The organism is Stenotrophomonas maltophilia (genome assembly GCF_002799155.1).
GTDB classification, from domain to species: Bacteria; Pseudomonadota; Gammaproteobacteria; order Xanthomonadales; family Xanthomonadaceae; genus Stenotrophomonas; species Stenotrophomonas maltophilia_R.
Genome location: NZ_NERD01000002.1, coordinates 1,689,135 through 1,713,751, shown reverse-complemented (window position 1 = coordinate 1,713,751; position 24,617 = coordinate 1,689,135). Strand labels below are relative to the sequence as shown.

Here is a 24,617-nt window from a genome sequence, read left to right as displayed (position 1 = left end):
TGCCAGCAACGCGGCTCAGGCAGCCTGCGCCGCCTTGGCATTGCCGCCACCCTTGGCCAGCAGGGTCAGCTTTTCATCGGTCGCCTTCTCTTCCTCCAGCGTCTCCAGCAGCAAGGGGAGGGCATCCTTGTAGCCCAGCTGTTTGGCCAGCGCGGCGATGGTGCCGTAGGACGCAATCTCGTAGTGCTCGACCTTCTGTGCGCCACCGATCAGGGCGGCATCACGCACAGGGCCCTTGTCGATGCTGTCGATCACGTCCTTGCCTTCTTCCACCAGTCCCTCCATCGCGGCGCACTTGATGCGCTTCAGGCGGATCCCAAGCACCTCCACCACCTGGTCGATGCGCTCGATCTGGCCTTGGGTTTCTTCCAGGTGCGTTTCGAAGGCCGCCGCCAGATCCGGGTTGTCGGCCGCACGGGCCAGGCGTGGGAGGGCCTTGGTCAGCTGCTTCTCGGCGCTGTAGATGTCCGAGAGTTCGTGGATGAACAAGTCTTCCGCCGTCTTGATAGCCATAGTGAGCTCCGTGGTGGATGGAGCACTGAAAATAGGTCCAATCCGGTTGCGATCAGGCGCGTGGCGAGTGAAGACGGCATGTGAGCTCCTGCGGGACCCTACGCACAGTCTTCACGAATGGGGTGCCTGCCGCTTTTCGGCTGGCCCGTAATGGAACCGGCCTTTGCGCTGCCGCAACGGCAACGGGTCATATTCGTGATGCAGCGGCACAACGCCAGCCGCAGGCACGATGACGTTCGTCTACAGGCTGGGTGAGGGGTTGAAGGGCTGGGCAATGCCCGACGAGATCAACGGCGAAGCAACGCGGCGTCAAACTTTCACCACCATCAGCAGGGTGGGAGTGTTCGGGGTCGGCCGCGACGGCGCCAGGCCATCACCTGGCCAACCACCGCCGTCAACAGCAACATCGCGTTGGTCACCACGAAGACGGTGCTGCCCAGCATCGCGCTGTACACCGTAAACAGCGCGGACGCCGTCATCTGGCCCACGAACAGCCACTTAGATACCGCCTCGGGGTTCGGCGACTGCCACTGTTTCACCATCTGCCGGATCAACGTCGCCATCAGGACCGCCGTGGCGACCCAGCCAAGTACATCGGGGTGCATGATTGCCTCCCATCGTCCAGATTGCTCACGCTAGCCCTTGGCCGGGCAACGGCGTAGGAAGGGGACGTGAAGGCAGCATTCCGCCTCCGGCGCCCTCACACCATTCACCCCGCAGCGGCGAGAATGTCGCATCGGCGTGCCCATGCACGTCGCGCCCACCGACTGCAGGAATGCTGAGATGTCCAACACCCCCTTTGGTGAATCGTCATGCGCTGCCGCCGCCAGCGGTTGCGTCGAGGTGCGTGGTGCACGCGAGCACAACCTCAAGAATGTCGATGTCTCCATCCCGCGCAATGCACTGGTGGTGTTCTCCGGCGTATCAGGTTCCGGCAAGTCATCGTTGGCTTTCGGTACCGTCTTCGCTGAGGCGCAGCGGCGTTACTTCGAGTCCGTTGCGCCCTACGCACGCCGCCTGATCGATCAGGCGGGCGTGCCCGATGTGGACGCCATCGATGGCCTGCCGCCGGCAGTGGCCCTGCAGCAGCAGCGCGGCGCCAGCAATGCGCGCTCATCGGTGGGCAGCGTCACCACCCTGTCCAGCCTGGTGCGCATGATGTACTCGCGTGCGGGGGCGTACCCGGCCAACCAGCCCATGCTGTACGCCGAGGACTTCTCACCCAACACGCCCCAGGGCGCCTGCAGCACCTGCCATGGCCTGGGGCATGTCTACGAAGTGACCGAAGCGCTGATGGTTCCGGACCCCTCGCTGAGCATCCGCGAGCGCGCCATCGCCTCCTGGCCGCCGGCCTGGCATGGCCAGAACCTGCGCGACATCCTGGTCACGCTGGGCTACGACATCGACGTGCCGTGGAAGAAGCTGCCGAAGAAGGACCGCGACTGGATCCTGTTCACCGAGGAAGCGCCCAGCGTGCCCGTCTATGCCGGGTTCACGCCCGCCGAGACCCGTGCCGCACTCAAGCGCAAGCAGGAGCCCAGCTACATGGGCACCTATACCGGCGCACGCCGCTACGTGCTGCACACCTTTGCCAACACCCAGAGCGCGCTGATGCGCAAGCGCGTTTCGCGCTACATGGAAGGCCGGTTGTGCCCGGCCTGCCACGGAAAACGCCTGAAGCCGGAGGCGCTTTCGGTCACCTTTGCCGGCGTGGATATCGGCGAGTTCATGCGGCTGCCGCTGGATCAACTGGCGGCGCTGCTGGGGCCCATCGCGCAAGGCGACTTCAGTGCCCACAGCACCGGCGCGCGTACCAGCAGGAGCGCGACACCCCGCGATCGCGCCCGGCGGGCCGCAAGTGGCCAGGCGACCCACGAGGGTGCTCCCGATGTGCGGCTGACCTCCGCCCTGTCCGAAGAGAAGCGTCTGGCGGCCCAGCGATTGGCAGGTGGCGTCATGGCACGTGTACGCCAGCTGCGTGACCTGGGCCTGGGGTACCTCTCGCTGGATCGCGCCACGCCCACGCTGTCGGCCGGCGAACTTCAGCGCCTGCGGCTGGCCACGCAGCTCAGCTCCTTGCTGTTTGGCGTGCTGTACGTGCTCGACGAACCCTCGGCCGGCCTGCATCCGGCCGACAGCCAGGCGCTGTACGACGCGCTGGAGCGCCTGCGCGACGGCGGAAACTCGGTGTTCGTTGTTGAACACGATCTGGAGCTGATGCGCCGCGCGCAGTGGCTGGTGGATGTTGGGCCAGAGGCGGGCGAGCACGGTGGCCAGGTCCTCTACAGTGGCGAGCCCGACGGCCTGCGCCAGATCCAGGGGTCGCGTACGGCGCAGTATCTGTTCGGCCAGGTGCCCGCACCCGCCAGCCGGCAGCGCAACGCCAGCAGCTGGCTGAAACTGAAAGGCATCCACCGCCACAACCTGCGGGGCGTGGACGCACAGGTGCCATTGGGACTGCTGACCGCAGTGACCGGCATTTCCGGATCGGGCAAGTCCAGCCTGATGGCGCAGGCGCTGCCCGAGCTGTTGCTGCTGCACCTCGGGCATGAGCCCGCGGACGACAGTGCCGACAGCGCACCCTCTGACGGACCAACCGTGATTGAAACGACGCGGGGCACATTGGCGGGCGATGTAGACGCCATCCAGCGGGTGGTGCAGGTCGACCAGAAGCCCATCGGACGCACGCCACGCTCCAACCTGGCCACCTACACCGGCTTGTTCGATCACGTGCGCAAGCTGTTCGCCGCGACACCCGCCGCGCGCCGCCGCCGTTTCGATGCGGGGCGCTTCTCGTTCAACGTGGCCAAGGGCCGGTGCGAGACCTGCGAAGGCGAGGGTTTCGTCAGCGTCGAACTGCTGTTCATGCCCAGCGTCTACGCGCCGTGCCCCACCTGCCACGGTGCGCGATACAACGAAGCGACGCTGAAGGTGCAGTGGAACGGCCGCAACATCGCCGAGGTCCTGCAGATGACGGTGGACCAGGCGCATGCGTTCTTCAGCGAGGAAGAGGTCATTGCCCGGCCGCTGCAGTTGCTGCAGGAGATCGGCCTGGGCTATCTGAGGCTGGGCCAGCCGGCCACGGAACTTTCAGGCGGCGAAGCGCAGCGCATCAAGCTGGCGACCGAGCTGCAGCGCAGCCAGCGCGGGCGCACGCTGTACGTGCTGGACGAGCCCACCACCGGCCTGCATGCGTCGGACGCGGACAGGCTGCTGGTGCAGCTGCAGCGGCTGGTGGACGCGGGCAATACGGTGGTGATGATCGAGCATGACATGCGCGCGGTTGCGCAGGCGGACTGGGTAATTGATGTCGGGCCTGGCGCAGGCGGGGCAGGGGGCACCATCGTGGCGAAGGGCACGCCGCAACAGGTGGCTCGGGCCAAGGGCAGCAGGACGGCGCCGTTCCTGGCGCGGGAGCTGGCTTCCGCGTAGCGCCGAGCCATGCTCGGCTGTCGATTTCCGCCGCATCGAGCCTCCCAGGTAGCGGGTGCTGCGAACTCCAGTCCAGCCATGGCACCGGAAGGACAACATCGAGGCCGCGCTTCCAGATCTCGACTTGACCGAGAGTGTCCGCGGCTGGCCGAAGTCAGAGGTGCCGGCGCCAGACAACCCGGCCAAGAGTGCTGGAGCCCCCGATCGATCCTGGGCAGGCCTAGACGCGCAGCGCATCGACCACCAACCGGAATGCTGGCGATGACTGCCGTCGGCTGGGGTAATACAGGTGGTATCCGGGAAATGGCGGACACCAGCGTGCCAGCACCCGCACCAGTTCGCCCGTTTCGATGTGGGGCGCGAACTCATCTTCGGGCAGGAAGGCGACACCCAGGCCCTCCAGCGCCGCAGCAACGATATGGTGACTGGCATTGAAGATGACTTGCCCTTCGACGCGCACGTTCTGCTCTCGCCCGGCTCGCTCGAATTCCCAAACGTAAAGGCCGCCATGGGTCGGGAACCGGATGTTGATGCAGCGATGGCCGACCAGATCACGCGGCGCCTTCGGCGGAGGATGCTTTTCCCAGTACGCAGGTGAAGCCACTGCCGCCATGCGCAACTGCGGCCCGATGGGCACGGCGATCATGTCCCTGTCGATCTCTTCGCCCATCCGCACGCCAGCGTCGAAACGATCCGCCACGATGTCCCGCAGGCCATAGGAGACGTCGAACTCGATATGGATGTCAGGGTACTGGTGCATCAACGGCGTGAGCTTGGGCAACAGCGTCGTGCGCAGCACGTGGTCGCCGCTGGTGATGCGCACCGTTCCGGCAGGCTTATCCCGCAGTTCGGTGATGGCGTCGAGTTCGGCTTCGATCTCGTCGAAGCGATGCCCGATGGCCCGCATCAGGCGCTCGCCGGCAGGTGTCGGCGCCACGCTGCGCGTGGTTCGGGTGAGCAGGCGGATCTGCATCCGCGCCTCCAAGCCGCTGACCGCCTGGCTGACCGCCGATTGGGTGACTCCCAATTGGGCGGCTGCGCGCGTGAAGCTGCCCTCGCGCGCTACCGCGATGAATGCAAGCAGATCGTTGAGGTTGCTCCTGGCCATGGGGCCCAGTGTGCCATGCACATTAATTAGAAGCACTAATAGATGCATTCACTAGTTAGTACCTAGTCGCAGAAGCGTCCTGGGACCAGACTGCACCGGCAATGGTGGTCGCCCGACCCCCAGGAGAGCCATATGAAAGCCCTTGCTCTGTCCGCCGCGCTGCTATTGGCCCTGGTGCCTGTCGCTGGCAGCGCGCAGGACGCCCCGACATCAGGAGGATATGCCATGACACTGACGCAGACCTGGGACAAGGTGTTCCCGAAAAGCGACAAGGTCGTTCACCGCAAGGTGACGTTCAAGAACCGCTATGGCATCACCTTGGCGGCCGACCTGTATCGGCCGAAAAATGCCAGTGGCAAATTGGCGGCGATCGCCGTCGGCGGCCCGTTCGGCGCGGTGAAGGAACAGTCGTCCGGCCTGTATGCGCAAACGATGGCCGAGCGCGGTTTCGTCACTCTGGCGTTCGACCCGTCCTATACAGGCGAAAGCGGTGGCGAGCCGCGCAATGTCGCCTCGCCAGACATCAATACCGAGGATTTCAGCGCCGCCGTCGATTTCCTCGGCCTGCAACCCAACGTCGATCGCGAGCGCATCGGCATCATCGGCATCTGCGGCTGGGGCGGAATGGCCTTGAATGCCACCGCCGTTGACAAGCGGGTCAAGGCCGTCGTGGCCAGCACCATGTACGACATGACGCGCGTCATGTCCAAGGGCTACAACGACCGCGTGACGCCGCAGGAACGCACGCAGACGCTGGAGCAACTGAGTCGGCAGCGCTGGAAGGATGCGGAGGCCGGCAAGCCCGCCTACCAGCCACCCTACAACGAACTGAAGGGTGGCGAGGCGCAGTTCCTGGTCGAGTACCACGACTACTACCGCACGAAGCGCGGGTATCACGCACGCTCGGTCAATTCCGGCAACGCCTGGACGATCACGACGCCGCTGTCCTTCATGAACATGCCGATCCTGACCTACATCAAGGAAATCTCGCCGCGCCCGATCCTGTTCATCCACGGTGAGAACGCCCACTCCCGCTACTTCAGCGAAACCGCGTACGCCGCTGCGGCGCAGCCGAAGGAACTGGTGATCGTACCGGGCGCCAACCACGTCGACCTGTACGACCAGATGGACAAGATTCCGTTCGACAGGATGGCGGACTTCTTCAATCAGAACCTGGCGGCGAAATGAGCATGCCGGTGGATATGCCGGCGGTCGTCGGCCAAGGCGGGGGGGCGGCGCAACCTGCACATTGGGGCGGGATCTTCGCCATGACCCTGTGCGTGTTCGCGCTGATCGCGTCCGAGTTCATGCCCGTGAGCCTACTGACGCCGATGGCCGCCGACCTTCGCGTCAGCGAAGGTTGGGCGGGTTACGGCATTGCCATTTCCGGGGCGTTCGCCGTGCTCACGAGCCTGTCCATCTCCGCGCTGGCCGGCAGCATGAACCGCAAGACCGTGCTGCTGGCACTGACCGGCCTGATGGCCTTGTCGGGCACCGTGGTCGCGCTGGCGACGAACTATTTTGTCTATATGGCCGGGCGTGCGCTGATCGGCGTGGTGATCGGCGGCTTCTGGTCGATGTCGGCGGCCACCGCGTTGCGCCTGGTGCCGCCGGACCAGGTGCCGCGCGCATTGGCCATCTTCAATGGCGGCAACGCCCTGGCCACGGTCATTGCCGCGCCCTTGGGCAGCTACTTGGGTTCGGTCATCGGCTGGCGCGGGGCCTTTTTCTGCCTGGTGCCGGTGGCGGCGATGGCGCTCGTCTGGCAGTGGATCAGCGTGCCAGACATGGACGTGGAGACGGCAAGCAAGCCGGCGAACGTGTTCCGTCTGTTCAAGCGCCGATCGGTCGCATTGGGCATGGCTGCCTGTGGTGCGTTCTTCCTGGGGCAGTTCGCCTTGTTCACCTATGTGCGACCGTTCCTGGAAACAGTGGTGCGCGTGAACGTATCCACGCTGTCGCTCATCCTGCTCGGGATTGGTGTGGCCGGCGTCATCGGCACCGCAATCATCGGGACATTCCTCAAACAAGGTCTGTATCGAACCCTGATTGTCATTCCCGTCCTGATGGCGGCCATCGCCCTGGCCCTGATCCCCTTCGGCACCGGGCTCGGCACCTCGGCCGCCCTCCTGGCAATGTGGGGCCTGCTCGCTACGGCGGCGCCAGTGGGCTGGTGGAGCTGGATCGCGCAGGCCTTGCCGGGGGATGCCGAAGCCGGCGGTGGATTGATGGTAGCGGTGATCCAGTTGGCGATTGCCTTGGGCTCCACCATTGGCGGGATGCTGTTCGACGGCAGCGGCTATCAAGGCACCTTCGTGGTGAGTGCAGCCGTCCTCCTTTTGGGTGCCTTCCTGACCCTGCTGGCATCGCGCTCACAAGCGCCGCGGGGCGTTGCATGAGCGGCACGACCATGACCTCGAATTGCTCTCGCCCCACCCTTGGACCGTCGGAGAAGAAGGCTCTGCGCGCGCTTGGCGTAGTGCTCGGCCTGTCGGTCATGGGTGGGTGCAAGGCCAGCCAGCCAGAGGCGTCCGTAGCCGTCGCCCAGGATGCCGTTACGGCATCCACCAGGCAGGAGGAGTCCCGAATGTGGATGACCATCGGCGAACGCCGCTTCGCCATCACCTTGGCCGACAACGAAACCGCAAGGACTTTCGCCACGCGATGCCCATTAACGCTGGACATGGCCGAGCTCAACGGCAACGAAAAGCACGCTGAACTCTCGCAAGCGCTTCCGGCCGATGCCAGTCGCCCCGGGACGATCCACAGCGGCGACCTGATGCTCTATGGATCGAGTACGGTCGTCGTCTTCTACAGAACCTTCCGCTCGTCTTACGCCTACACCCCGCTGGCGCGCGTGGATGATCCTGTTGGCCTGGGTCAGGAGCTCGGTCAAGGCAGTGTACAGGTGACTTTTTCGCAATGACCGCTCCTGGCCGAGAGCGGAAGCACACCAGGGCAGGGCGCCGTAATGACACTCTGCGGCCCGGGACGGGCTCCGGCGCGGTGCCGGAGCCCCTGTTGCTCACTTTTCCTGCAGGAATATCAGCAGATCCTGGTTGACCTTGTCCTTGTGGGTGTCGGTCAGGCCATGCGGGGCACCCGGGTACACAATCAGCCTGGCGCCCTTGATCAGCTTCGCCGACTGGCGGCCAGAGATGTCGATCGGCACGATCTGATCGTCGTCACCGTGGATCACCAGCGTCGGCACGTCGAACTTCTTCAGGTCGGCGCGGAAGTCGGTGGCCGAGAATGCAGCGATCGAATCGTACGTGTTCTTGTGGCCACCCTGCATGCCCTGCGCCCACCAGGCATCGATCAGGCCCTGCGACACCTTCGCGCCCGGGCGGTTGAAGCCGTAGAACGGGCCGGACGGGATGTCCTTGTACAGCTGTGCGCGGTTGTCCATCTGCGCCTTGCGGATGCCATCGAACACTTCGATCGGCAGCCCGTTGGGGTTGTCGGCGGTCTTCAGCATGAGCGGCGGCACCGAGCTGATCAGCACCGCCTTCTTCACCCGGCCGGTGCCATGGCGACCGATGTAGCGCGCCACTTCGCCGCCGCCAGTGGAGAAGCCCACCAGGGTGACGTCGTGCAGGTCCAGCGTGTTGATCACCGTGGCCAGGTCATCGGCGTAGTGATCCATGTCGTTGCCATCCCAGGGCTGGCTGGAACGACCGTGGCCGCGACGGTCATGCGCGATGACGCGGTAGCCGTGGTTGGCCAGGAAGATCATCTGCGATTCCCAGCTGTCCGAGTTCAGCGGCCAGCCGTGGCTGAAGGTAACCACCGGGCCGTCCTTCGGGCCCCAGTCCTTGTAGTAGAGCTGCACGCCATCGGCGGTGGTGATGTAGCTGGCGGTGCGCGCGATGCTGGTGACTGCCGCCGGCTTGGCCGGTTCGGCGGCTTGCGCGGACAGGCCGGCCTGGACTGACAGGGCGAGGGTGGCAATGGCCAGGGTGCGGGCGAAGGTGTTCATGCGGAAACTCTCATGGGTGGGTGGTGAGGCGTACTTTGCGCCTGCAACCAGGCGCCTGGGTGATGAACCGTCCGGATTTCTTGATGGATCGTCTTGCATGGTTGTGCGCGTACGAACCGCCCGCCATGGCTTGTTGACATGGGTAGAACGAGCGTTCTACCTTGTGGCCATGAGCAAGGCTGGCACCGACACCCAACAGAAGATCCTGGCTACGGCCGAGGCGCTGATCTACCAGAACGGGATCCATGCCACCGGCATGGACCTGCTGGTGAAAACTTCCGGCGTCGCCCGGAAGAGCATCTACCGTCACTTCGAAAACAAGGACCAGGTAGCCGCAGCTGCGTTGAATGCGCGCGACGTTCGTTGGCTTCAGTGGTTCCAGCAGGAGTGCGACAAGGCCGAGACCCCGGAGGCGCGCATCCTCGGCATGTTCACCGTGCTCAAGGACTGGTTCCAGTCCGAGGGCTATCGCGGCTGTGCCTTCATCAACACTGCAGGCGAGGTCGGCGACCCCGACGATCCGATTCGCCACATCGCCAGACATCACAAGCAGAAGTTGCTGGATTACACGCTGGAACTGACCGCACAGCTGGATATCGAGCAACCGGCTGCCTTGGCGCGGCAGCTGCTGGTTCTCATGGAAGGCGCCATCACCGTCTCGCGCGTGATGGGCGATTACGGCGCCGCAGACACTGCAAGGGATGTTGCAGCGGTGTTGTTGGAGCAGGCCAGGCGCTGACGCCTGAGTCATCAAAACCCGTCGAAGCACCCCGTTCATCCACTTGATTGGAGGCCCCACCGTGTCCACTGAATCAGTCCGCCCGCCACTTCCCCCGTTCACCCGTGAATCGGCCATCGAGAAGGTTCGTCTTGCCGAAGACGGCTGGAACACCCGCGATGCCGACAAGGTTTCGCTGGCCTATTCGCTGGACACCGAGTGGCGCAACCGTGCCGAGTTCACCCATGGCCGCGAGGAAGCCCGGCAGTTCCTGGCTCGCAAGTGGAACAAGGAGCTTGAGTACCGCCTGATCAAGGAGCTATGGGCCTTCACCGACAACCGCATTGCCGTGCGCTACGCCTATGAGTGGCATGACGACTCCGGCAACTGGTTCCGCTCCTATGGGAACGAGAACTGGGAATTCGGCGCCGATGGCCTGATGCAGCGCCGCTTCTCGAGCATCAACGACATGCCGATCAAGGAAAGCGATCGCAGGTTCCACTGGCCACTGGGGCGTCGCCCCGATGATCACCCGGGGCTGTCTGACCTGGGGATGTGAGCGACCGCAGTGGCGCCACCGGAAGTGCGCCTCGGCCAGGATGAAGCGGTCGGCATCATTCAGGGGGTTCCTGGCAGGATCACCATGAAGAAGTGCCCGTCGTGAGAGGTATACAGCTTGACCCAACGAAACCTGCGTGCAGGACTGTTGCTTGTCTATATGATGCTTCTTGCCTTGCTGGCATCTACCCCTTGGATCTGGCAGAAGTGGTCGCCCGGTGGCTTTGCAGCACCCGGCCCATTCTTCTGCAAAGAGCTCTTAAGCTCGGGCGGCGATGACGATGTAATGATCATGGCGTTTGTCGTCTTCGCGCTGCCACTGGTGCTGCGAGTCATTCGCCTGCTGTGTCGCGTACGGGTTTACGAGGTCTGGCTTTTCTACATTTGCGTGGCCTTTGTAGGCTTCTCGCTGATGCTGGCCAGCCTCGATTGCGCGGATGTCTTCTATACGGCGTTCGTGCTTCCTGATCCCGCGTTGGCAGCGGCATTGCTGGCGATACCCGTTGCGGCTTTGGTGCTCGCTTATCTCCGGGCCAAATCGCGCCCAACTGCGCGCTGAACTGCACCATCGTCATTCGCAGCTGTTTCCGCTGGCACGCGATGCTACCCAGGCCTCGTGGGTGCCGTTGCCGCTCTGGCGCAGATGCGCCGGACGATGTCGATCACCGCATCGGTTGTTCGGCAGAGGTGGCTCCGTCCGTCGCCCATTGCGACGGTGGTGATACGGCGATGCAGCACACCCCCCCAAGGACTCGTCGTTGGTCTGTTCGCGACCGGCGGGTACACTCGACCCCACCCATGCGATGGATATCCCCATGCCAGCCGTTGCTGCAGGGCCGATCATCAGCAAGCGCGCGCAGCGTGAGTGCCGGGAGGCACTCCAGCAGCTTTCGCTGCTCGCCGATCCGCATGCCGCGATCCATTCCGTCCGCAAGCACATCAGGAAACTGCGTTCGCTGCTGGCGCTGGTGCGCAATCCAGCGTTCGATCTGCAGGACCTGGATGCCACGCTGCGCCGCCTGGGCGTCAGCCTGTCCGATGCACGCGATGCGCATGTCGTGGTGGAAGCGGCGCAGCGGCTGCAGCAGCTTCATCCGGCACCGGGCTGGGCAGCGGTGATCGATGTGCTCTCGGCCAGGCGTGCACGCATTCTCGAGCAGCTGCTGCGGCGGGATCCCGGGCTGCAGCGCAGGGCCATGACGCTTCGGCGCGTCGCCCGGCAGCTGCAGGACCAGCCCTGGCACGCACTGCGCCGTCGGGACGTCCGCGCCGGGCTGGAGCGGACCCGACGCCGGGTCCGCAAGGCCGCAACCCGCGCGACCCATGGCGGTACCCACGACGTCGAAGGCGTCCACCGCTGGCGCCGGCGCGCGCGGCGGCTGCGCATGCAGCTGGAACTGCTCAAGGAGATGAAACTGCGCCCTGGACGCTCCCGCGAAGGGCCGGAACACGGCAAGGCCGCCCGATCGCTGCATCAGCTCAGTGATCGACTGGGCGACATGCAGGATCTGCGGCTCCTGCGCAATCTGGTGCGCGCGATGCCCGCCTGCAGCGGCAAGGCGGTGGTGCTGCAGCTGATCGACGCAGCACGCCGCCCGCTGCCCGTCGACGCCGACGCAGGGACCGGCGCCTGACGGCGAGGCGGCCGTCATGAACGCGTCATACGGCACGCTTACCTTGCGGCGCACTTCAGGGGGTAAAGGCGACGCAGGTGGCCGAGCAGGCAAGACGGCGCCTGGCGCGCATGTTCGAGGACCACGCGCCGCTGCTGCGCGGCTTTTTCGTGCGGCGCGGCGCGCGTCAGGATGCCGAGGACCTGGTGCAGGAAACCTATCTGCGCCTGCTGCGTGCGCATGAAGGCAAGGGCGAGCCGATCGCCAACCCGGAAGCGTACCTGTTCACTGTCGCGCAGAATCTGGCCCGCGAGCAGGCCGCGCGCCGGCGCTGGTCGACGCTGTCCATCGAAGAGATCGAAGGCCCGGGCCAAAGCCTGGCCAGCGGGGAATGCGTGGAAGATGCCGCCGAACGCGAACAGCGCCGTCAACGCCTGCAGGCGGCACTGGGAACCCTTCCCGAGCACACCCGGGCGGTGCTGGTCATGCAGTACCGCGATGGATTGAGCTACAAGCAGATCGCCGAACGCATGGGTGTTTCACCGCACATGGTGAAGAAGCACGTGGTACGCGGGCTGTCGGTATGCCGCCGGGCGATGGCCGAACCGGCGGGGAGGTCGTGAGCGTGGCCATTGAACACCCGTCGGCGCTGACCCGGGCCGCCGCGCACTGGCATGCGCTGCAGCGCGAAGGTGACCTCAGCCCATCGCAGCAGCGCGCTTTCATGCAGTGGCTGCTGGTGTCCCCCGACCATCTGCGTGAGTACATGGCCATCAGCGAGGTGGCCGGGGCACTGGCCGAGACGCTGCGCGGCATGCCCGATGACCTGGACGCGCTGTTGAGCGCGCCTGCGCCAACCCGCAACGACGTCGACAATGTAGTGCGGTTGTCGCCACGGCCCGCCGTTGCAGCCCGGGAACGCGCGGCGCGGCCGGTACTCGGGCTGCCCCGCATCGCGGTGGCGGCGGTGCTGTTGCTGGCCGTCGGGGTGGGCACCACCGTTGCCTGGCCGCGCACCGGGCACTATGTGGCCGCACATGGCACGCCACGCCAGATCACCCTGTCCGACAGCACCGTCGTGCGCCTGGATGCGGAAAGCGAGATATCGGTGCGCATGACCCTGCTGGGGCGGCGCGTCGAGCTCGAACGTGGCCAGGCCAGCTTCGCCGTGGCTAAGGACCGGCGCCCCTTCGCGGTGCACGCCGCAGGCCTGCGGGTCACCGATATCGGCACCACGTTCGATGTCTCGCTGCTGCGCGAGCAGGCGCGCATCGGGGTGAGCGAGGGCCGCGTGCATGTGCGTGGCGATGGTGGTCGCGGCCGCATGCTCGCCGACCTTGGCGCCGGGCAGGCCGCGCAGGTCGATTACCGTGACCAGCGCGTGCGCATCCGCGACGAGGATGCCGCCAGCATGACCGCGTGGTGGTCAGGGCGGGTGATCTTCCGCGACGAAGCACTGCGCGACGTGGCCGACCGCTTCAACCGGCGCAACGCGCTGCGCCTGCATGTCAGCGACGACGCCGGCGCGCTGCGCCTGACCGGTAACCTGCGCGCCGATGACGTGGCATCGCTGCGTGCGTTTCTTGACCAGCAGCCGACGCTGTTCACGCAGGCCGATGCGGACGGGATCCACGTGCGGCTACGTGCCGGGTCGCCGCCGGCGCTGTAAGAAAAAATTCATCGAAAAAGCGGTGCCCGATCAGCGCGCTGCGCCCTCGTAGTTGGGGAAAGCAGGAACACATCCGTTCCGCGACCACCGCCATTCCCTCACTGGATCCCACGATGCGCCGCACACTGTTCCTTTCCATCGCCCTTGCACTGCAGGTCACCGCCACGGCCGGCGCCCACGCCGCAGAACCGGCCCGCATCGCCAGCGAGGCGATCGCCTCGCAGCCATTGGATGGGGCGCTCAACGCGCTGTCGCGCCAGACCGGCCTGCAGTTCGTCTACAACGCGCAGACTGCCGGCAATCCGCGTACCGCGGGCGTACCGGCCGGGCTGAGCGCGGACGCGGCGCTCAGCCGCCTGCTGGCCGGGACCGGCCTGCGCTACCGCTATCTCAACGCCACCACCGTCACCATCGAAGCGCAGGATGCGGCTGCACCGGCATCCACCTCGGCGCTGGCAACGCCAGGCCCCGTGGGCGGCGCGGTCGCGGCATCGGCGCAGGCAGGGGCGGCGGCGCCCAGCGCGCAGGCGGCCAACCTGGAAACCATCCAGGTCACCGGCAGCTACAGCCGCAGCCTGGAGCAGGCGGTGGACATCAAGCGCGCCACCGTGGGCTTCTCTGACTCGATCGTTGCCACCGACGTGGCCGACTTTCCCGAACAGAATCTCGCAGAAGCGCTGCAGCGCATGCCGGGCGTGACCATCGAACGCAACAAGGGCCTGGGCACCAAGGTCAATGTGCGTGGCCTGCCTTCGGAGTACACCCACGTTTCGATCAACGACCTGGCCACCGCTTCGGGCAGCGGCGGGCGCGACGTGGAATTCGACATGTTCGCCTCGGAGATCATCCAGCAGGTGACCGTGCAGAAGTCGCCCACGGCTGCGGACGAGGAGGGGGGCATTGCCGGCTCGGTGAAGATTTCCACCGCGCGCCCGTTCGACTACAACGAACGCAAGCTGGTGTTCTCCGCCGAGGGCGCGCACAACAGCATCTCGGAGGAAGTGGACCCGCGCTTTGCCTTCCTCGCCGCCGACACGTGGGGGGACTGGGGCGCACTGGTGTCGTACTCGCAGTCCAAGCGCACCAACCGGACCGACTCCACTTCGGGCATCAACTTCCGCCCATCGTCACGCTTCCTCACGGCCTCGGGTACCCGCGGCACCCAGGCGCAGTCGGTGCTGCGCCGCGACGCAGGCGTCAACATCACCAACCGCAATGATGCCGAGCAGACCAACCGGGTCGTGTTCCAGGACAAGGTCGGCGACCGCGTCTACCTCAACGAGCAGGACAAGTGGGGCGCGACTGGATCGCTGCAGTACAAGCCGAGCAACAATTTCAGCCTGACCTTCGACGCGATGGTCGGTGGCTATGACAGCACCGAGGACGAGTACGACGCGGCCGCCTATTCCGCCTCCAGCCGCAGCACCTTCGACACCATCCATTCGTACGACGCCAGCACCCTGTCCGAGTACGGCATGGTGGTGCTGCGTGATGTGTCCTACACCGCCACCCAGCACGAGATGCTGAGCAAGGAGCGGATCAACAAGACCGACTACAGCCAGTACAGCCTGGCCGTGGACTGGAAGGGTGACCGCTGGTACGTGGATGCGCTGGTAGGGTATTCGGGCGCGGAGAAGACTTCGGATTTCTCCAACCTCAAGCATGTGGCCTATGCGCCGTCGCGTACCCGCTGGACCGGCGCCAGTGGTGAAACCCTTCCCACCGGCGCCGCCGGCAGCTTCGACATGTACAACGATCCGCGCCGCTATCTGTTCGAGGCCTACGAGACCACGCTGGAGAAGGTGAAGGATGACAAGTACGCCGCCCAGGTCAATGTCACCCGCCTGCTGGACATGGCCTTCCTGCCCGCGCTGCACACGGTCCGGTTCGGCGCGCGCTACACCGACCGATCCAAGGAGCGCCAGTATGGCGAACTGAAGATCACCGGGCCGAGCGCTGGCAGCGCGGCCTGGGTCAACACCCGCACGATGGCCGACAGCCCGCTGCAGTACATCGACGACATCGTCCCCGGCGGCAGCTACTCCAACAAGGGGCTGGCCTGGCAGCAGATCTCCAACGACTACGCCCGCAGCGCATTCCGTTACGCGGGCTTCCAGACCCCGTTCGACCCGGGCCAGTTCTACCAGGTCGATGAGAAGGTGATGAGCTTCTACGCGATGGCCGACTTCGCCTTCGATATCGGCAGCGTGCCCTTCACCGTCAACGCCGGCGCACGCTACGTGGATACGAAGGTCGATTCGTTCGGCTACCACCCGATCCAGCTGCCCAATGGCAGCACCGGCTACACCGATACGCCGGTGTCCAAGGATGGCAGCTACGACGATCTGCTGCCCAGCTTCAACATGACCGCCGAGCTCGCGCATGGCCTGCTGCTGCGTGCGGCCGCGTCCAAGGTAATGATGCGCCCGGCGCTGACCGACATCGCCTACAAGCGCACCGCCAGCTGGAGTTCCTACCGTTTCACCGACGGCAATCCCGAACTGAAGCCGACCTACGCCAAGCAGTGGGAAATCGGCCTGGAGAAGTACCTGGACAACGGCGCGCTGTTCGCCGCCAGCTACTTCCGCAAGAACATCGACGGTGTGGTGATCAACTCGCTGACCGGCGTGGTCCAGGATGTGGCGGTGTACAACGCCAACGGCAGCCTCAATGGCATCTACGATTTCGACGTGTACCAGCCGGTCAATGCCAAGGGTGCCTACGAGGTCGACGGCATCGAACTGGTGGCGCAGCTGCCGCTGAACATGTTCACGCCGTGGCTGGACGGGTTCGGCATCAACGCCAACTACACGATGCTGGACAGCTCGCTGGCCGGCGAGTCCGACCTGGGCATCCGCACCCCGATGCCGGGGTTGTCGGAGAAGACCTGGAACTTCACCGCGTACTACGAGAATGAACGTTTCGACGCGCGCGTGTCCTACAACCACAAGGACGAGTACGTCGAATCGATCGGCTACAACCTGTACCCGATCTGGCGCGATGCCTATGGCCAGATGGACGTATCGATCGGTTACCGCATCACCGACAACATCAAGATCAGCCTGAAGGGCATCAACCTCACCAACGAGCGGACCAGCGGCTACACCATGGACCCGTCCTTCCCGACCATGGATGAGACCTCTGGCCGTCGCATCAGCCTGGGCCTGCGCGCGGACTTCTAGGCAAGCGTTCCCGCACGGGCGGCGTGCGGACCGGAGAGGGTCCGTGCGTCGTCCGTGCGCTTTCTCAGGAAAAGACTCATGAAGACCCCTCTGATGCTGGCGCTGCTCGCCGCAGCGGCCCCGGCATTTTCGGCCACGGCCACGACAGCGGCCGATGCCGGCCGCCAATGGCTGGCCGGCGACCACCACGTGCACAGCGAATGGAGCGTGGACTGGGACCGCAGCACCACGCCGCCCACACCGGTCCGCGGTGGTGACTCGCCCTACAGCCGCAGCCGCAACGCCGCCCAGGCCAGAGCGTTCGGCCTGCGCTGGATGGTCCACACCGACCACGGTGGCCCCGGCCACTCCGCGGTCACCCGCGACCAGGCGTATCCCGCGCTGCTGCAAGCACGCACCGACGTTCCCGAGGTGATCCAGTTCAATGGCATGGAATTCGACGTGCCCGCAGGCGAGCACGCCTCCCTGATCATCGCGCCGGGCCCGCAGGAACGGGAGCAGCTGGTCACCGCCGAGCGGGATTTCAGTCGCAGCGAACCGCTGCACGATAGCCGCGACAGCGAACAGCAGATGCAGGCCGCACTGGCCTACCTGGGGGGCCTGCGCCCGGCACCGCTGATGTTCATCAACCATCCCTCGCGCACCGCGACGGCGATGGGGCAGTGGGGCGAGGTGACCCCGGGCGAGCTGCGCGGCTGGCATGCGGCCGCACCCAATGTGCTGGTAGGCATGGAGGGTGCGCCCGGGCACCAGGCGATCCGCAGCGAACGCGGGCTGTACCGCAATGCGGCCGCCCCCACCGTAGGCGGCTATGACCAGATGACCGCGCAGGTGGGAGGTGTGTGGGACCAGATGCTGGCCGATGGCATCCGCTTCTGGATCACCGCCAACTCCGACTCGCATGTGAACCTGCGCGACGGTGGGCGCGACTACGACCCGGGTGAGTACAGCAAGACCTATGCCTGGGCGCGCCCGGATGCGGAAGACATCCTGGATGCGCTGCGCAAGGGGCGCATGTTCACCGTCACCGGTGACCTGATCGATGCCTTGGAATTGCGCGTGACCGCTGGCGACTCCAGCGGCGGAATGGGCGATACGCTGGTGCTGCGGCCAGCGCAGACGATGCAGGTGGAGGTGCGGGTACGGCAGCCGGCCGGCGCCAACGCGAACGGGCAGCACCCGGCGCTGAAGCGCATCGAGCTGATCATCGGCGGCAGGGACGGGGAGGGCAGGCTGCAGATGCAACGGCGCGGCTTCGACGCGGCAACCTGGGTGCGGGAGGGTGACTGGATCGTGGCGCGCGGGTCACTGCCGGCACTGCCGCGCGGCGGCTTCGTGCGGGTGCGGGGCAACAGCACCGGTGCGGTTGATGCACTGGCGGACGCGCCCGGCGAGGACCCGTGGCAGGATCTGTGGTTCTACTCCAACCCGGTCTTCGTCACGATTGCCGGCAGCGTCATCCCGCCGCAGCGGTGACCTCGTATCGCCTGTTGGCGTGATGCACGTTGTCTGCTACAAGCCCATCTGCAGACGCAGACCGGAGGAAGGACCGCCGTGTCAGAACCCTATTCAGCCATGCTCAGCCTTCGCATGTGCCGCCAGGACCTTGCCCGATGGCTGGCCGCGCCGGTGCCTGCGGTATCCCGATGGTCAGACTGGCGAGGCATCGCCGGGCAGTGGCGCATGCACAACGGCGGGTACCTGCTGCTGGCGAGCGTACTCACGGGGATGTTTGTCTTCCTGTACTTTCTCGCACGTGACTACTTCAAGAGCCTCGGCTGGATGCTCGGCCCGTTCGATCCCAATCTGGGGTACCCCTCTGACGCGGCACCGTATCCGAGCGCCGCATGGCGCAGTTCCGCAGACCAGCCCACGGCGCGCCGTGGGCCTATCCGGGCGGCTTTATCTGGGCATCAATACGCTGTCCACCAGGCGCACGTTTGCCAGAGGCGGCGTTGAAGATGACCGGCCAGCAGGCTCGGCCGACGATGCCGGCACACCCTGGACAGGCTTCACAGATCTGTACTACCCAGCCGGGCATAGTGCCCCTTGGGTAGTCTGAGCGCGTCCATCCAGCCACGGGGTTTCCCCGAACGCCAGGAGGTCACTGTGCCAAGTTGGGACGAAGGAATGAAGTTGACGCGTCGCCAGGTGATCGCCGGCGGCGCCACGACCGTGGCGATGTCCGCCGCACCGGGGGCGTCATCGCTCGCCGCCGAACTGGCGGCGTCCCCGCCGCCCAGGCCGCCGGTCATCAGCACGGTGGCGTTGACCGTCAACGGCGCGCGCCGGGAGCTTGAGCTCGACACGCGGACCACGCTGCTCGACGCCCTGCGCGAACATCTGAAGCTGACCGGGACCAAGAAGGGCTGCGACCACGGTCAGTGCGGCGCCTGTACCGTGCTGGTCAACGGTGAACGCATCAATGCCTGCCTCAGCCTGGCAGTGCAGCACCAGGGCGATGCCATCACCACCATCGAAGGCCTCGGAACCCCCGATGACCTGCATCCGATGCAGGCTGCCTTCATCAAGCATGACGGCTACCAGTGCGGGTACTGCACGCCGGGGCAGATCTGTTCGGCGGTGGCGGTACTGGACGAGATCAAGCGGGGTGTCCCCAGCCATGTGCAGGCCGATGTCAGCGCACGGCCCCGGGCCACCAACATGGAAATGCGCGAACGCATGAGCGGCAACCTCTGCCGCTGCGGGGCCTATTCCAACATTGCCGAGGCGATGGAAGAGGTCGCTGGCGCGACGCCTGAAGGGAGGCGCTCATGAGGGCCTTCAGTTACGAACGCGCGAAATCCCCGGCCGAGGCCGCCAGGGCCGTCGCCGGCACCGAGGGCGCGAAGTTCCTGGCGGGAGGAACCAACCTGCTCGACCTGATGAAGCTGGAGGTCGAGACGCCCGCGCACCTGGTCGACGTGCAGGACATCGGCTTGGACAGGATCGAACCCACAGACGACGGCGGCCTGCGCATCGGCACGCTGGTCACCAATACCGCGCTGGCCTCGCATGAGCGCGTGCGCCGCGACTACGCGGTGTTGACCCGCGCGATCGTGGCAGGTGCCTCCGGGCAGCTGCGCAACAAGGCCACCACCGGCGGCAACCTGCTGCAGCGCACCCGCTGCCCGTACTTCTACGACCCCCATCTGCCCTGCAACAAGCGCCTGCCCGGATCAGGCTGCGGCGCGCTCGAAGGGTTCTCCCGGCAGATGGGCGTGATCGGCACCTCGGACAGCTGCATCGCGACCTATCCGGGCGACATGGCGGTGGCGCTGCGCGTGCTGGACGCCACGGTCCAGACCGTCAAGGGTGACGGCAGCACGCGCAGCATCCCGATTGCCGATTTCCATCGTTCCCCGGGCGACAAGCCACAGCAGGACAATGTGCTGCAGCGCGGTGAGCTGATCACCCACGTCACGCTGCCGGAACCGCTGGGCGGCCGGCACGTGTACCACAAGGTACGTGACCGCGCGTCCTATGCGTTCGCACTGGTCTCGGTCGCCGCGGTCGTGCAGCGTGACGGCTCGGCGCGGTTCGCCTTCGGTGGGGTCGCGCCGAAGCCGTGGCGCATCGAGGCAGCCGAACCCCTGCTGCGCGACGGCGTCAAGGCCGCGACCCAACAGGTGTTCGCCGGCGCCCGTCCAACCCGGGAGAACGCGTTCAAGCTCGCGCTCGCCGAGCGCACCCTCGCCGCCGTGCTGGCCGAAGGAGAGCGCTGATGCCCCTCGAATTCAACGCCCCCGCCGGCGACAACCTGTTCGACAAGGCCAAGGTGGTCGGCAAGTCGACGCCACGCATTGATGGCCCACGCAAGACCACCGGCACCGCCCCCTATGCCTACGAGCGCCATGACGTGGCGCCGAACCAGGTCTACGGCTACATCGTCGGCGCGGGCATCGGCAAGGGGCGCATCATTTCGATGGATGCCTCCCGCGCACGTGCCGCCCCCGGCGTACTGGCGGTCATCACCGCACCGGAAACCAAGCCGGTCGGCAAATCGAACTGGAACAACGCGCCGCTGTTCGGCGGGTCCGAGGTCGCCCATTACCACCAGGCCATCGCCTGCGTGGTGGCCGAGACCTTCGAGCAAGCCCGCGCCGCTGCGGCGTTGATCCGCACCCGCTATGAGCGCGGCAAGGGGCGGTTCGATTTCCCGGCGCTGGCGCCGTCCGCGCCGCTGGCAAAGGGGCGCGACGGCAAGCCCGACCGGCAGGCGCTGGGCGATTTCGACACTGCCTACGCGAGCGCTGCGGTCAAGCTCGACGAGACCTACCACACCTCCGACGAAAGTCATTCGATGATGGAGCCGCACGCCACCATCGCCGCCTGGGAAGGCGACACGCTCACCCTGTGGACGGCGAACCAGATGATCGACTGGGCCAAGCAGGGCATGGCCGCGATCCTCGGTATCGATGCTGGCAAGGTGCGCGTGGACTCGCCCTATATCGGCGGCGGCTTCGGCGGCAAGCTGTTCATCCGCGCCGATGCAGTGCTGGCCGCGCTGGCGGCCAAGCAGGTCGGGCGACCGGTGAAGATCGCGCTGCAACGCCCGTTGATGCCCAACAACACCACGCACCGGCACGCGACCATCCAACGCGTCCGGATCGGTTGCGCGAAAGACGGCCGTATCTCCGCCATCGCCCATGAGAACTGGTCTGGCAACATCAACGGCGAGGACGGCGAGAACGGCACCCTGCAGACGCCCAAGCTCTATGCAGGCGCCAACCGCCTGGTGGCCAACTACATCGCCACGCTCGACATGCCCGAAGGCAATGCGATGCGCGCGCCGGGCGAAGCACCGGGCCACATGGCGCTGGAAGTGGCGATGGACGAAATGGCCGAGAAGCTGGGCCTCGACCCGATCGCGTTCCGCATCCTCAACGAACCCGAGGTCGTACCCGGCGATCCGAGCAAGAAGTTCTCCGACCGCAACCTGGTGCGCTGCCTGCGCGAGGGCGCGGAACGCTTCAACTGGAACAAGCGCAACGCCAAGCCGGCGCAGGTAAGGGAAGGGCACTGGCTGGTCGGCATGGGCGTGTCCGCAGGCTATCGCGGCGCACCCACGATGAAGTCGGCGGCGCGGGTCCGGCTTGACGGCCAGGGTGGGGTGATCGTGGAAACCGACATGACCGACATCGGCACCGGCTCCTACACGATCATCGCGCAGACGGCGGCCGAGACCATGGGCGTACCGCTGGACCGGGTCCAGGTCACCCTCGGCGACTCCCGCCATCCGGCCTCCGCCGGTTCCGGCGGCCAGTGGGGCGCGGCAAGCTCCACTGCAGGCGTGTACGCGGCGTGCGTCAGCCTGCGCCGCAAGGTGGGCGAGAAACTGGGCTTCGACGGCGACACTGCAAACTTCGCCAATGGCCGTATCCAGGCGGGTGGGCGGACCATCGACCTGGCCGAAGCAGGCACACTTTCGGCAGAGGACGGCATTGCCTTCGGCAAGTTCAAGCAGGGGTACGACGTCGGCACCTATGCAGCGCATTTCTGCGAGGTCGCCGTGCATGCCTACACGGGAGAGACGCGCATCCGTAGGATGCTTGCCGTATGCGATGGCGGCCGGATCCTCAATCCTCTGTCCGCACGCAGTCAGGTCATCGGCGGGATGGTGATGGGTGCGGGCGCGACCCTGATGGAGGAACTGGTGGTCGACAAGCGGCTTGGCTTGTTCATCAACCACGACCTTGCGGGCTACGAGGTTCCCGTGCACGCCGACATTCCGTACCAGGAAGTGGTCTTCCTCGACACGCTGGATCCGGTGATCTCGCCGATGAAGGCCAAGGGCGTGGGTGAGCTGGGCATCTGTGGGGTCGGCGCCGCGATCGCCAATGCGGTCTACAACGCCACCGGTGTGCGCGTGCGCAACTATCCCATCACCCTGGACAAGCTGTTGCCCGGCTTGCCCGACGTGGGCTGACCGTTGCGCATGGAACGACCCGTGGCCTCACCCACCCTGGAGGCCTCCGCGGCAGAGGGAGTGGAGCCCAGGGATCCTGCCGCGCACCTGTCCGCAGCGCCGGGCTTCCTCACCGAAGGAAGCCCGCGCGGCGTGCTCGAGACGGCCTTGACGCGCGTGCGCGCGGGGGAGCACGCCGTGCTCGCGCTGGTGCTGGAAACCGATGGCTCCACCTACGCCGGTGCCGGCGACATGGTGCTGTTCTGCAACGGCAGCCAGGTCGGCTGGCTCAGCGGCGGATGCCTGGAGCCCGAGCTCGCGCGACGCGCAGAGCCGGTGAGCGCGGCGGGGCAGGTCGACTGGATCGAGATCGACACCCGCAGTGACGACGACCTGTTGAGTGGGTCCGCGCTCGGCTGCCGCGGCCGGCTTCGGATTGCGCTCCTGCCATTGCGTGCCATGTCCGGCATCGACGACGTGATCGAGGCTTGGTTGCGCGAAGGTGTGTCACTCCAGCGCGACCTTCGCACGTCGGGGCAGATCGTTTTCCGCGCCGGCCATCGCGAGCAGGCATGGCAGCTGCACTCGATGGACGACACACAGCCCTTTGGAGAAGCAGTGTGGCGTTTGCCGTTGCCCCGGCTTCCGCGGGCCCTGGTGTTGGGGGGCGGTCCCGAAACGCCCTTCCTGGTTCCGTTGCTGCGGGGACTGGGATGGCGGGTCAGCGTGGCCGAACGACGAGCGCGCTGGTCCTCAGCGGGGCAGGGCGCCGATGCGCATCTCCAGGCCAGCCCGGCCGAGGCCCTCCATGCCGACCCGTGCGACGCGGTACTGGTGATGCATCACGATTTCGAACTGGACCGCGAGGCGCTGGTGGCCTTGGCCGATACCGAGGTTGCCTTCATTGGACTTCTGGGGCCGCGGCGAAGGCGTGAGGATCTGTTCAAGCTGCTGACACCGGATCAGCGCAACCGCCTGTCTTCCAGACTTCGATCACCGGTCGGCCTCAACATCGGAGGGCGGGGGCCGGAGGCGATTTCGATCAGCATCGCGGCGCAGCTGCATCAATGGCGAAGCACCGCCGGCACGTGACCGCCGCGCATGCAGTCGTCGTGCTTGCTGCGGGCGGGAGCACCCGGCTTGGCCAGCCCAAGCAGCTACTGACCCGGCAGGGCGAGACCCTGGTACATCGCGTGGTGCGGTTGGCGCTGGAGCTCGCGCCATCGCAGGTGTTGGTGGTGGTGGGCGCGAACGCACAGGCCGTGACATCCAGCATTGCCGGACTGGATGCCACCCCGGTAACCAACCACCACTGGGAAAGCGGCCTGGCCAGCAGCCTGCAGATTGCAGGCACACACCTGCTGCCCGCGGTGGCCGCCGTGATGGTCGTGGCATGCGACCAGCCCGCGATCGAGCACGCCCATCTGCAGGCGTTGCTTTTGGGTGCCCGCGCCTCGGCGTCAGGGTGCGCTGGCACCCGTCATGGAGACGCGCTTGGCGTTCCTGCAGTCGTGCCGCGCGCATGGTTCAATCAGGTGGGTGCAAGCGGTGACCGCGGCTTCGGGGCGCGCTTGAGGCAGCTTCCCATCGATGCCGTGCATGCCCTTCAAGCGCCGGAGCTGGGCCTGGATATCGACACGCCAGAAGATCTCGCGCGTGCGCGGCATTTGGGCTGGATCGATGCCGTGAGGTGAGTCGCGTGATCACTGGACCAATACCCGCCGCGCAGGTGACTAGCCCCGAACCCTCGCAGCCGCGGCTCTGTAGAGTCGAGCCAGGCTCGACTATGCATGCCACATCGCACCTCCTCATGCACCTCGCCCGCGAACATCTGCAGCACCCGATCCAACAGAACAGGTTCCGGCACACCAGCCAGCACCTGCTCAAAATAGCCCATCGGCTGCAGCTGCCATTGAAGCAACGCACGAAGCTGCACA

General features: G+C 66.0%; 21 protein-coding genes. 17 read left to right on the top strand and 4 right to left on the bottom strand.

Going from position 1 to position 24,617, the window contains the following annotated elements; all coding sequences use genetic code 11:
- Nucleotides 1–15: 15 nt before the first annotated feature.
- On the bottom strand, nt 16–513 hold the full coding sequence (locus tag B9Y82_RS08560) for a ferritin-like domain-containing protein (RefSeq protein ID WP_100472361.1): 498 nt from the start codon (nt 511–513) through the stop codon (nt 16–18).
- 326 nt (nt 514–839) lie between these two features.
- Nucleotides 840–1,118 (bottom strand): hypothetical protein, encoded by a 279-nt coding sequence (locus B9Y82_RS08555; RefSeq protein WP_100472360.1) that lies wholly within the window; start codon nt 1,116–1,118, stop codon nt 840–842.
- A 178-nt stretch (nt 1,119–1,296) separates the two neighbouring features.
- Here B9Y82_RS08555 and B9Y82_RS08550 point away from each other — a divergent pair, with 178 nt between their 5' ends.
- A complete protein-coding gene (locus tag B9Y82_RS08550; protein WP_100472359.1) occupies nt 1,297–3,945 on the top strand; it encodes an excinuclease ABC subunit UvrA in 2,649 nt (882 codons plus the stop codon).
- 220 nt (nt 3,946–4,165) lie between these two features.
- On the opposite strand, the gene B9Y82_RS08545 is transcribed toward B9Y82_RS08550, so the two are convergent.
- Nucleotides 4,166–5,053: a LysR family transcriptional regulator gene (locus tag B9Y82_RS08545; protein WP_100472358.1), complete on the bottom strand. Its 888-nt coding sequence runs from the start codon at nt 5,051–5,053 to the stop codon at nt 4,166–4,168.
- A 225-nt stretch (nt 5,054–5,278) separates the two neighbouring features.
- On the opposite strand from B9Y82_RS08545, the gene B9Y82_RS08540 reads away from it, so the two are divergent.
- The 3 genes from B9Y82_RS08540 to B9Y82_RS20855 are packed head-to-tail and all read left to right on the top strand — an operon-like array spanning nt 5,279 to nt 7,979.
- Nucleotides 5,279–6,241, top strand: coding sequence for an alpha/beta hydrolase (locus B9Y82_RS08540; protein WP_238381564.1), 963 nt, complete (start codon nt 5,279–5,281; stop codon nt 6,239–6,241).
- A gap of 2 nt (nt 6,242–6,243) precedes the next feature.
- Entirely contained in the window at nt 6,244–7,452 is a 1,209-nt protein-coding gene (locus B9Y82_RS08535; protein WP_428993184.1) for an MFS transporter, read from the top strand.
- Complete coding sequence (locus B9Y82_RS20855) at nt 7,449–7,979, top strand: cyclophilin-like fold protein (protein WP_229300979.1); 531 nt, start codon at nt 7,449–7,451, stop codon at nt 7,977–7,979. Before B9Y82_RS08535 ends, B9Y82_RS20855 begins: the two co-directional genes overlap by 4 nt.
- 99 nt (nt 7,980–8,078) lie before the next feature.
- Here B9Y82_RS20855 and B9Y82_RS08525 read toward each other — a convergent pair whose 3' ends face one another.
- Nucleotides 8,079–9,032, bottom strand: coding sequence for an alpha/beta fold hydrolase (locus B9Y82_RS08525; protein WP_100472353.1), 954 nt, complete (start codon nt 9,030–9,032; stop codon nt 8,079–8,081).
- A 169-nt stretch (nt 9,033–9,201) separates the two neighbouring features.
- Here B9Y82_RS08525 and B9Y82_RS08520 point away from each other — a divergent pair, with 169 nt between their 5' ends.
- The 13 genes from B9Y82_RS08520 to B9Y82_RS08455 all read left to right on the top strand — a co-directional run bounded on the left by B9Y82_RS08520 (nt 9,202) and on the right by B9Y82_RS08455 (nt 24,374).
- Complete coding sequence (locus tag B9Y82_RS08520; protein ID WP_100472351.1) at nt 9,202–9,771, top strand: TetR/AcrR family transcriptional regulator; 570 nt, start codon at nt 9,202–9,204, stop codon at nt 9,769–9,771.
- 61 nt (nt 9,772–9,832) lie between these two features.
- Nucleotides 9,833–10,309, top strand: a complete 477-nt coding sequence (locus B9Y82_RS08515) for a DUF1348 family protein (RefSeq protein ID WP_100472348.1) — start codon at nt 9,833–9,835, stop codon at nt 10,307–10,309.
- A 117-nt stretch (nt 10,310–10,426) separates the two neighbouring features.
- Nucleotides 10,427–10,867 (top strand): hypothetical protein, encoded by a 441-nt coding sequence (locus B9Y82_RS08510; RefSeq protein WP_157804606.1) that lies wholly within the window; start codon nt 10,427–10,429, stop codon nt 10,865–10,867.
- Nucleotides 10,868–11,123: 256 nt separating this feature from the next.
- A complete protein-coding gene (locus B9Y82_RS08505; RefSeq protein WP_157804605.1) occupies nt 11,124–11,942 on the top strand; it encodes a CHAD domain-containing protein in 819 nt (272 codons plus the stop codon).
- A gap of 110 nt (nt 11,943–12,052) precedes the next feature.
- A complete protein-coding gene (locus tag B9Y82_RS08500) occupies nt 12,053–12,544 on the top strand; it encodes an RNA polymerase sigma factor (protein WP_100472341.1) in 492 nt (163 codons plus the stop codon).
- Nucleotides 12,541–13,590: a FecR family protein gene (locus B9Y82_RS08495; protein WP_238381563.1), complete on the top strand. Its 1,050-nt coding sequence runs from the start codon at nt 12,541–12,543 to the stop codon at nt 13,588–13,590. Before B9Y82_RS08500 ends, B9Y82_RS08495 begins: the two co-directional genes overlap by 4 nt.
- Nucleotides 13,591–13,703: 113 nt before the next feature.
- Entirely contained in the window at nt 13,704–16,772 is a 3,069-nt protein-coding gene (locus B9Y82_RS08490; protein ID WP_100472336.1) for a TonB-dependent receptor, read from the top strand.
- A gap of 78 nt (nt 16,773–16,850) precedes the next feature.
- Nucleotides 16,851–18,248, top strand: a complete 1,398-nt coding sequence (locus B9Y82_RS08485) for a hypothetical protein (RefSeq protein ID WP_238381562.1) — start codon at nt 16,851–16,853, stop codon at nt 18,246–18,248.
- Nucleotides 18,249–18,902: 654 nt separating this feature from the next.
- A complete protein-coding gene (gene paoA, locus B9Y82_RS08475) occupies nt 18,903–19,550 on the top strand; it encodes an aldehyde dehydrogenase iron-sulfur subunit PaoA (RefSeq protein WP_100472331.1) in 648 nt (215 codons plus the stop codon).
- Nucleotides 19,547–20,497: an FAD binding domain-containing protein gene (locus tag B9Y82_RS08470; protein ID WP_100472328.1), complete on the top strand. Its 951-nt coding sequence runs from the start codon at nt 19,547–19,549 to the stop codon at nt 20,495–20,497. The genes paoA and B9Y82_RS08470 overlap by 4 nt, the downstream gene beginning before the upstream one ends.
- Complete coding sequence (paoC, locus tag B9Y82_RS08465) at nt 20,497–22,701, top strand: aldehyde oxidoreductase molybdenum-binding subunit PaoC (protein WP_100472326.1); 2,205 nt, start codon at nt 20,497–20,499, stop codon at nt 22,699–22,701. Before B9Y82_RS08470 ends, paoC begins: the two co-directional genes overlap by 1 nt.
- Nucleotides 22,702–22,710: 9 nt before the next feature.
- On the top strand, nt 22,711–23,772 hold the full coding sequence (locus B9Y82_RS08460; RefSeq protein WP_100472324.1) for an XdhC family protein: 1,062 nt from the start codon (nt 22,711–22,713) through the stop codon (nt 23,770–23,772).
- Nucleotides 23,748–24,374 carry a nucleotidyltransferase family protein gene (locus tag B9Y82_RS08455; RefSeq protein ID WP_100472322.1) on the top strand — a complete coding sequence of 209 codons (627 nt, stop codon included), beginning with the start codon at nt 23,748–23,750 and terminating at the stop codon, nt 24,372–24,374. The genes B9Y82_RS08460 and B9Y82_RS08455 overlap by 25 nt, the downstream gene beginning before the upstream one ends.
- Nucleotides 24,375–24,617: the final 243 nt, after the last annotated feature.

Bases quoted from the DNA above. Each gene is read 5' to 3' on its own strand.
- B9Y82_RS08545 (WP_100472358.1), bottom strand. From the start codon at position 5,053: ATGGCCAGGAGCAACCTCAACGATCTGCTTGCATTCATCGCGGTAGCG.
- B9Y82_RS08560 (WP_100472361.1), bottom strand. From the start codon at position 513: ATGGCTATCAAGACGGCGGAAGACTTGTTCATCCACGAACTCTCGGAC.
- B9Y82_RS08460 (WP_100472324.1), top strand. From the start codon at position 22,711: ATGGAACGACCCGTGGCCTCACCCACCCTGGAGGCCTCCGCGGCAGAG.
- B9Y82_RS08505 (WP_157804605.1), top strand. From the start codon at position 11,124: ATGCCAGCCGTTGCTGCAGGGCCGATCATCAGCAAGCGCGCGCAGCGT.
- B9Y82_RS08520 (WP_100472351.1), top strand. From the start codon at position 9,202: ATGAGCAAGGCTGGCACCGACACCCAACAGAAGATCCTGGCTACGGCC.
- B9Y82_RS08485 (WP_238381562.1), top strand. From the start codon at position 16,851: ATGAAGACCCCTCTGATGCTGGCGCTGCTCGCCGCAGCGGCCCCGGCA.
- paoA (WP_100472331.1), top strand. From the start codon at position 18,903: ATGAAGTTGACGCGTCGCCAGGTGATCGCCGGCGGCGCCACGACCGTG.
- B9Y82_RS08525 (WP_100472353.1), bottom strand. From the start codon at position 9,032: ATGAACACCTTCGCCCGCACCCTGGCCATTGCCACCCTCGCCCTGTCA.
- B9Y82_RS08500 (WP_100472341.1), top strand. From the start codon at position 12,053: ATGTTCGAGGACCACGCGCCGCTGCTGCGCGGCTTTTTCGTGCGGCGC.
- B9Y82_RS08455 (WP_100472322.1), top strand. From the start codon at position 23,748: ATGGCGAAGCACCGCCGGCACGTGACCGCCGCGCATGCAGTCGTCGTG.
- B9Y82_RS08555 (WP_100472360.1), bottom strand. From the start codon at position 1,118: ATGCACCCCGATGTACTTGGCTGGGTCGCCACGGCGGTCCTGATGGCG.
- B9Y82_RS20855 (WP_229300979.1), top strand. From the start codon at position 7,449: ATGAGCGGCACGACCATGACCTCGAATTGCTCTCGCCCCACCCTTGGA.
- paoC (WP_100472326.1), top strand. From the start codon at position 20,497: ATGCCCCTCGAATTCAACGCCCCCGCCGGCGACAACCTGTTCGACAAG.
- B9Y82_RS08535 (WP_428993184.1), top strand. From the start codon at position 6,244: ATGCCGGTGGATATGCCGGCGGTCGTCGGCCAAGGCGGGGGGGCGGCG.
- B9Y82_RS08490 (WP_100472336.1), top strand. From the start codon at position 13,704: ATGCGCCGCACACTGTTCCTTTCCATCGCCCTTGCACTGCAGGTCACC.
- B9Y82_RS08550 (WP_100472359.1), top strand. From the start codon at position 1,297: ATGTCCAACACCCCCTTTGGTGAATCGTCATGCGCTGCCGCCGCCAGC.
- B9Y82_RS08470 (WP_100472328.1), top strand. From the start codon at position 19,547: ATGAGGGCCTTCAGTTACGAACGCGCGAAATCCCCGGCCGAGGCCGCC.
- B9Y82_RS08540 (WP_238381564.1), top strand. From the start codon at position 5,279: ATGACACTGACGCAGACCTGGGACAAGGTGTTCCCGAAAAGCGACAAG.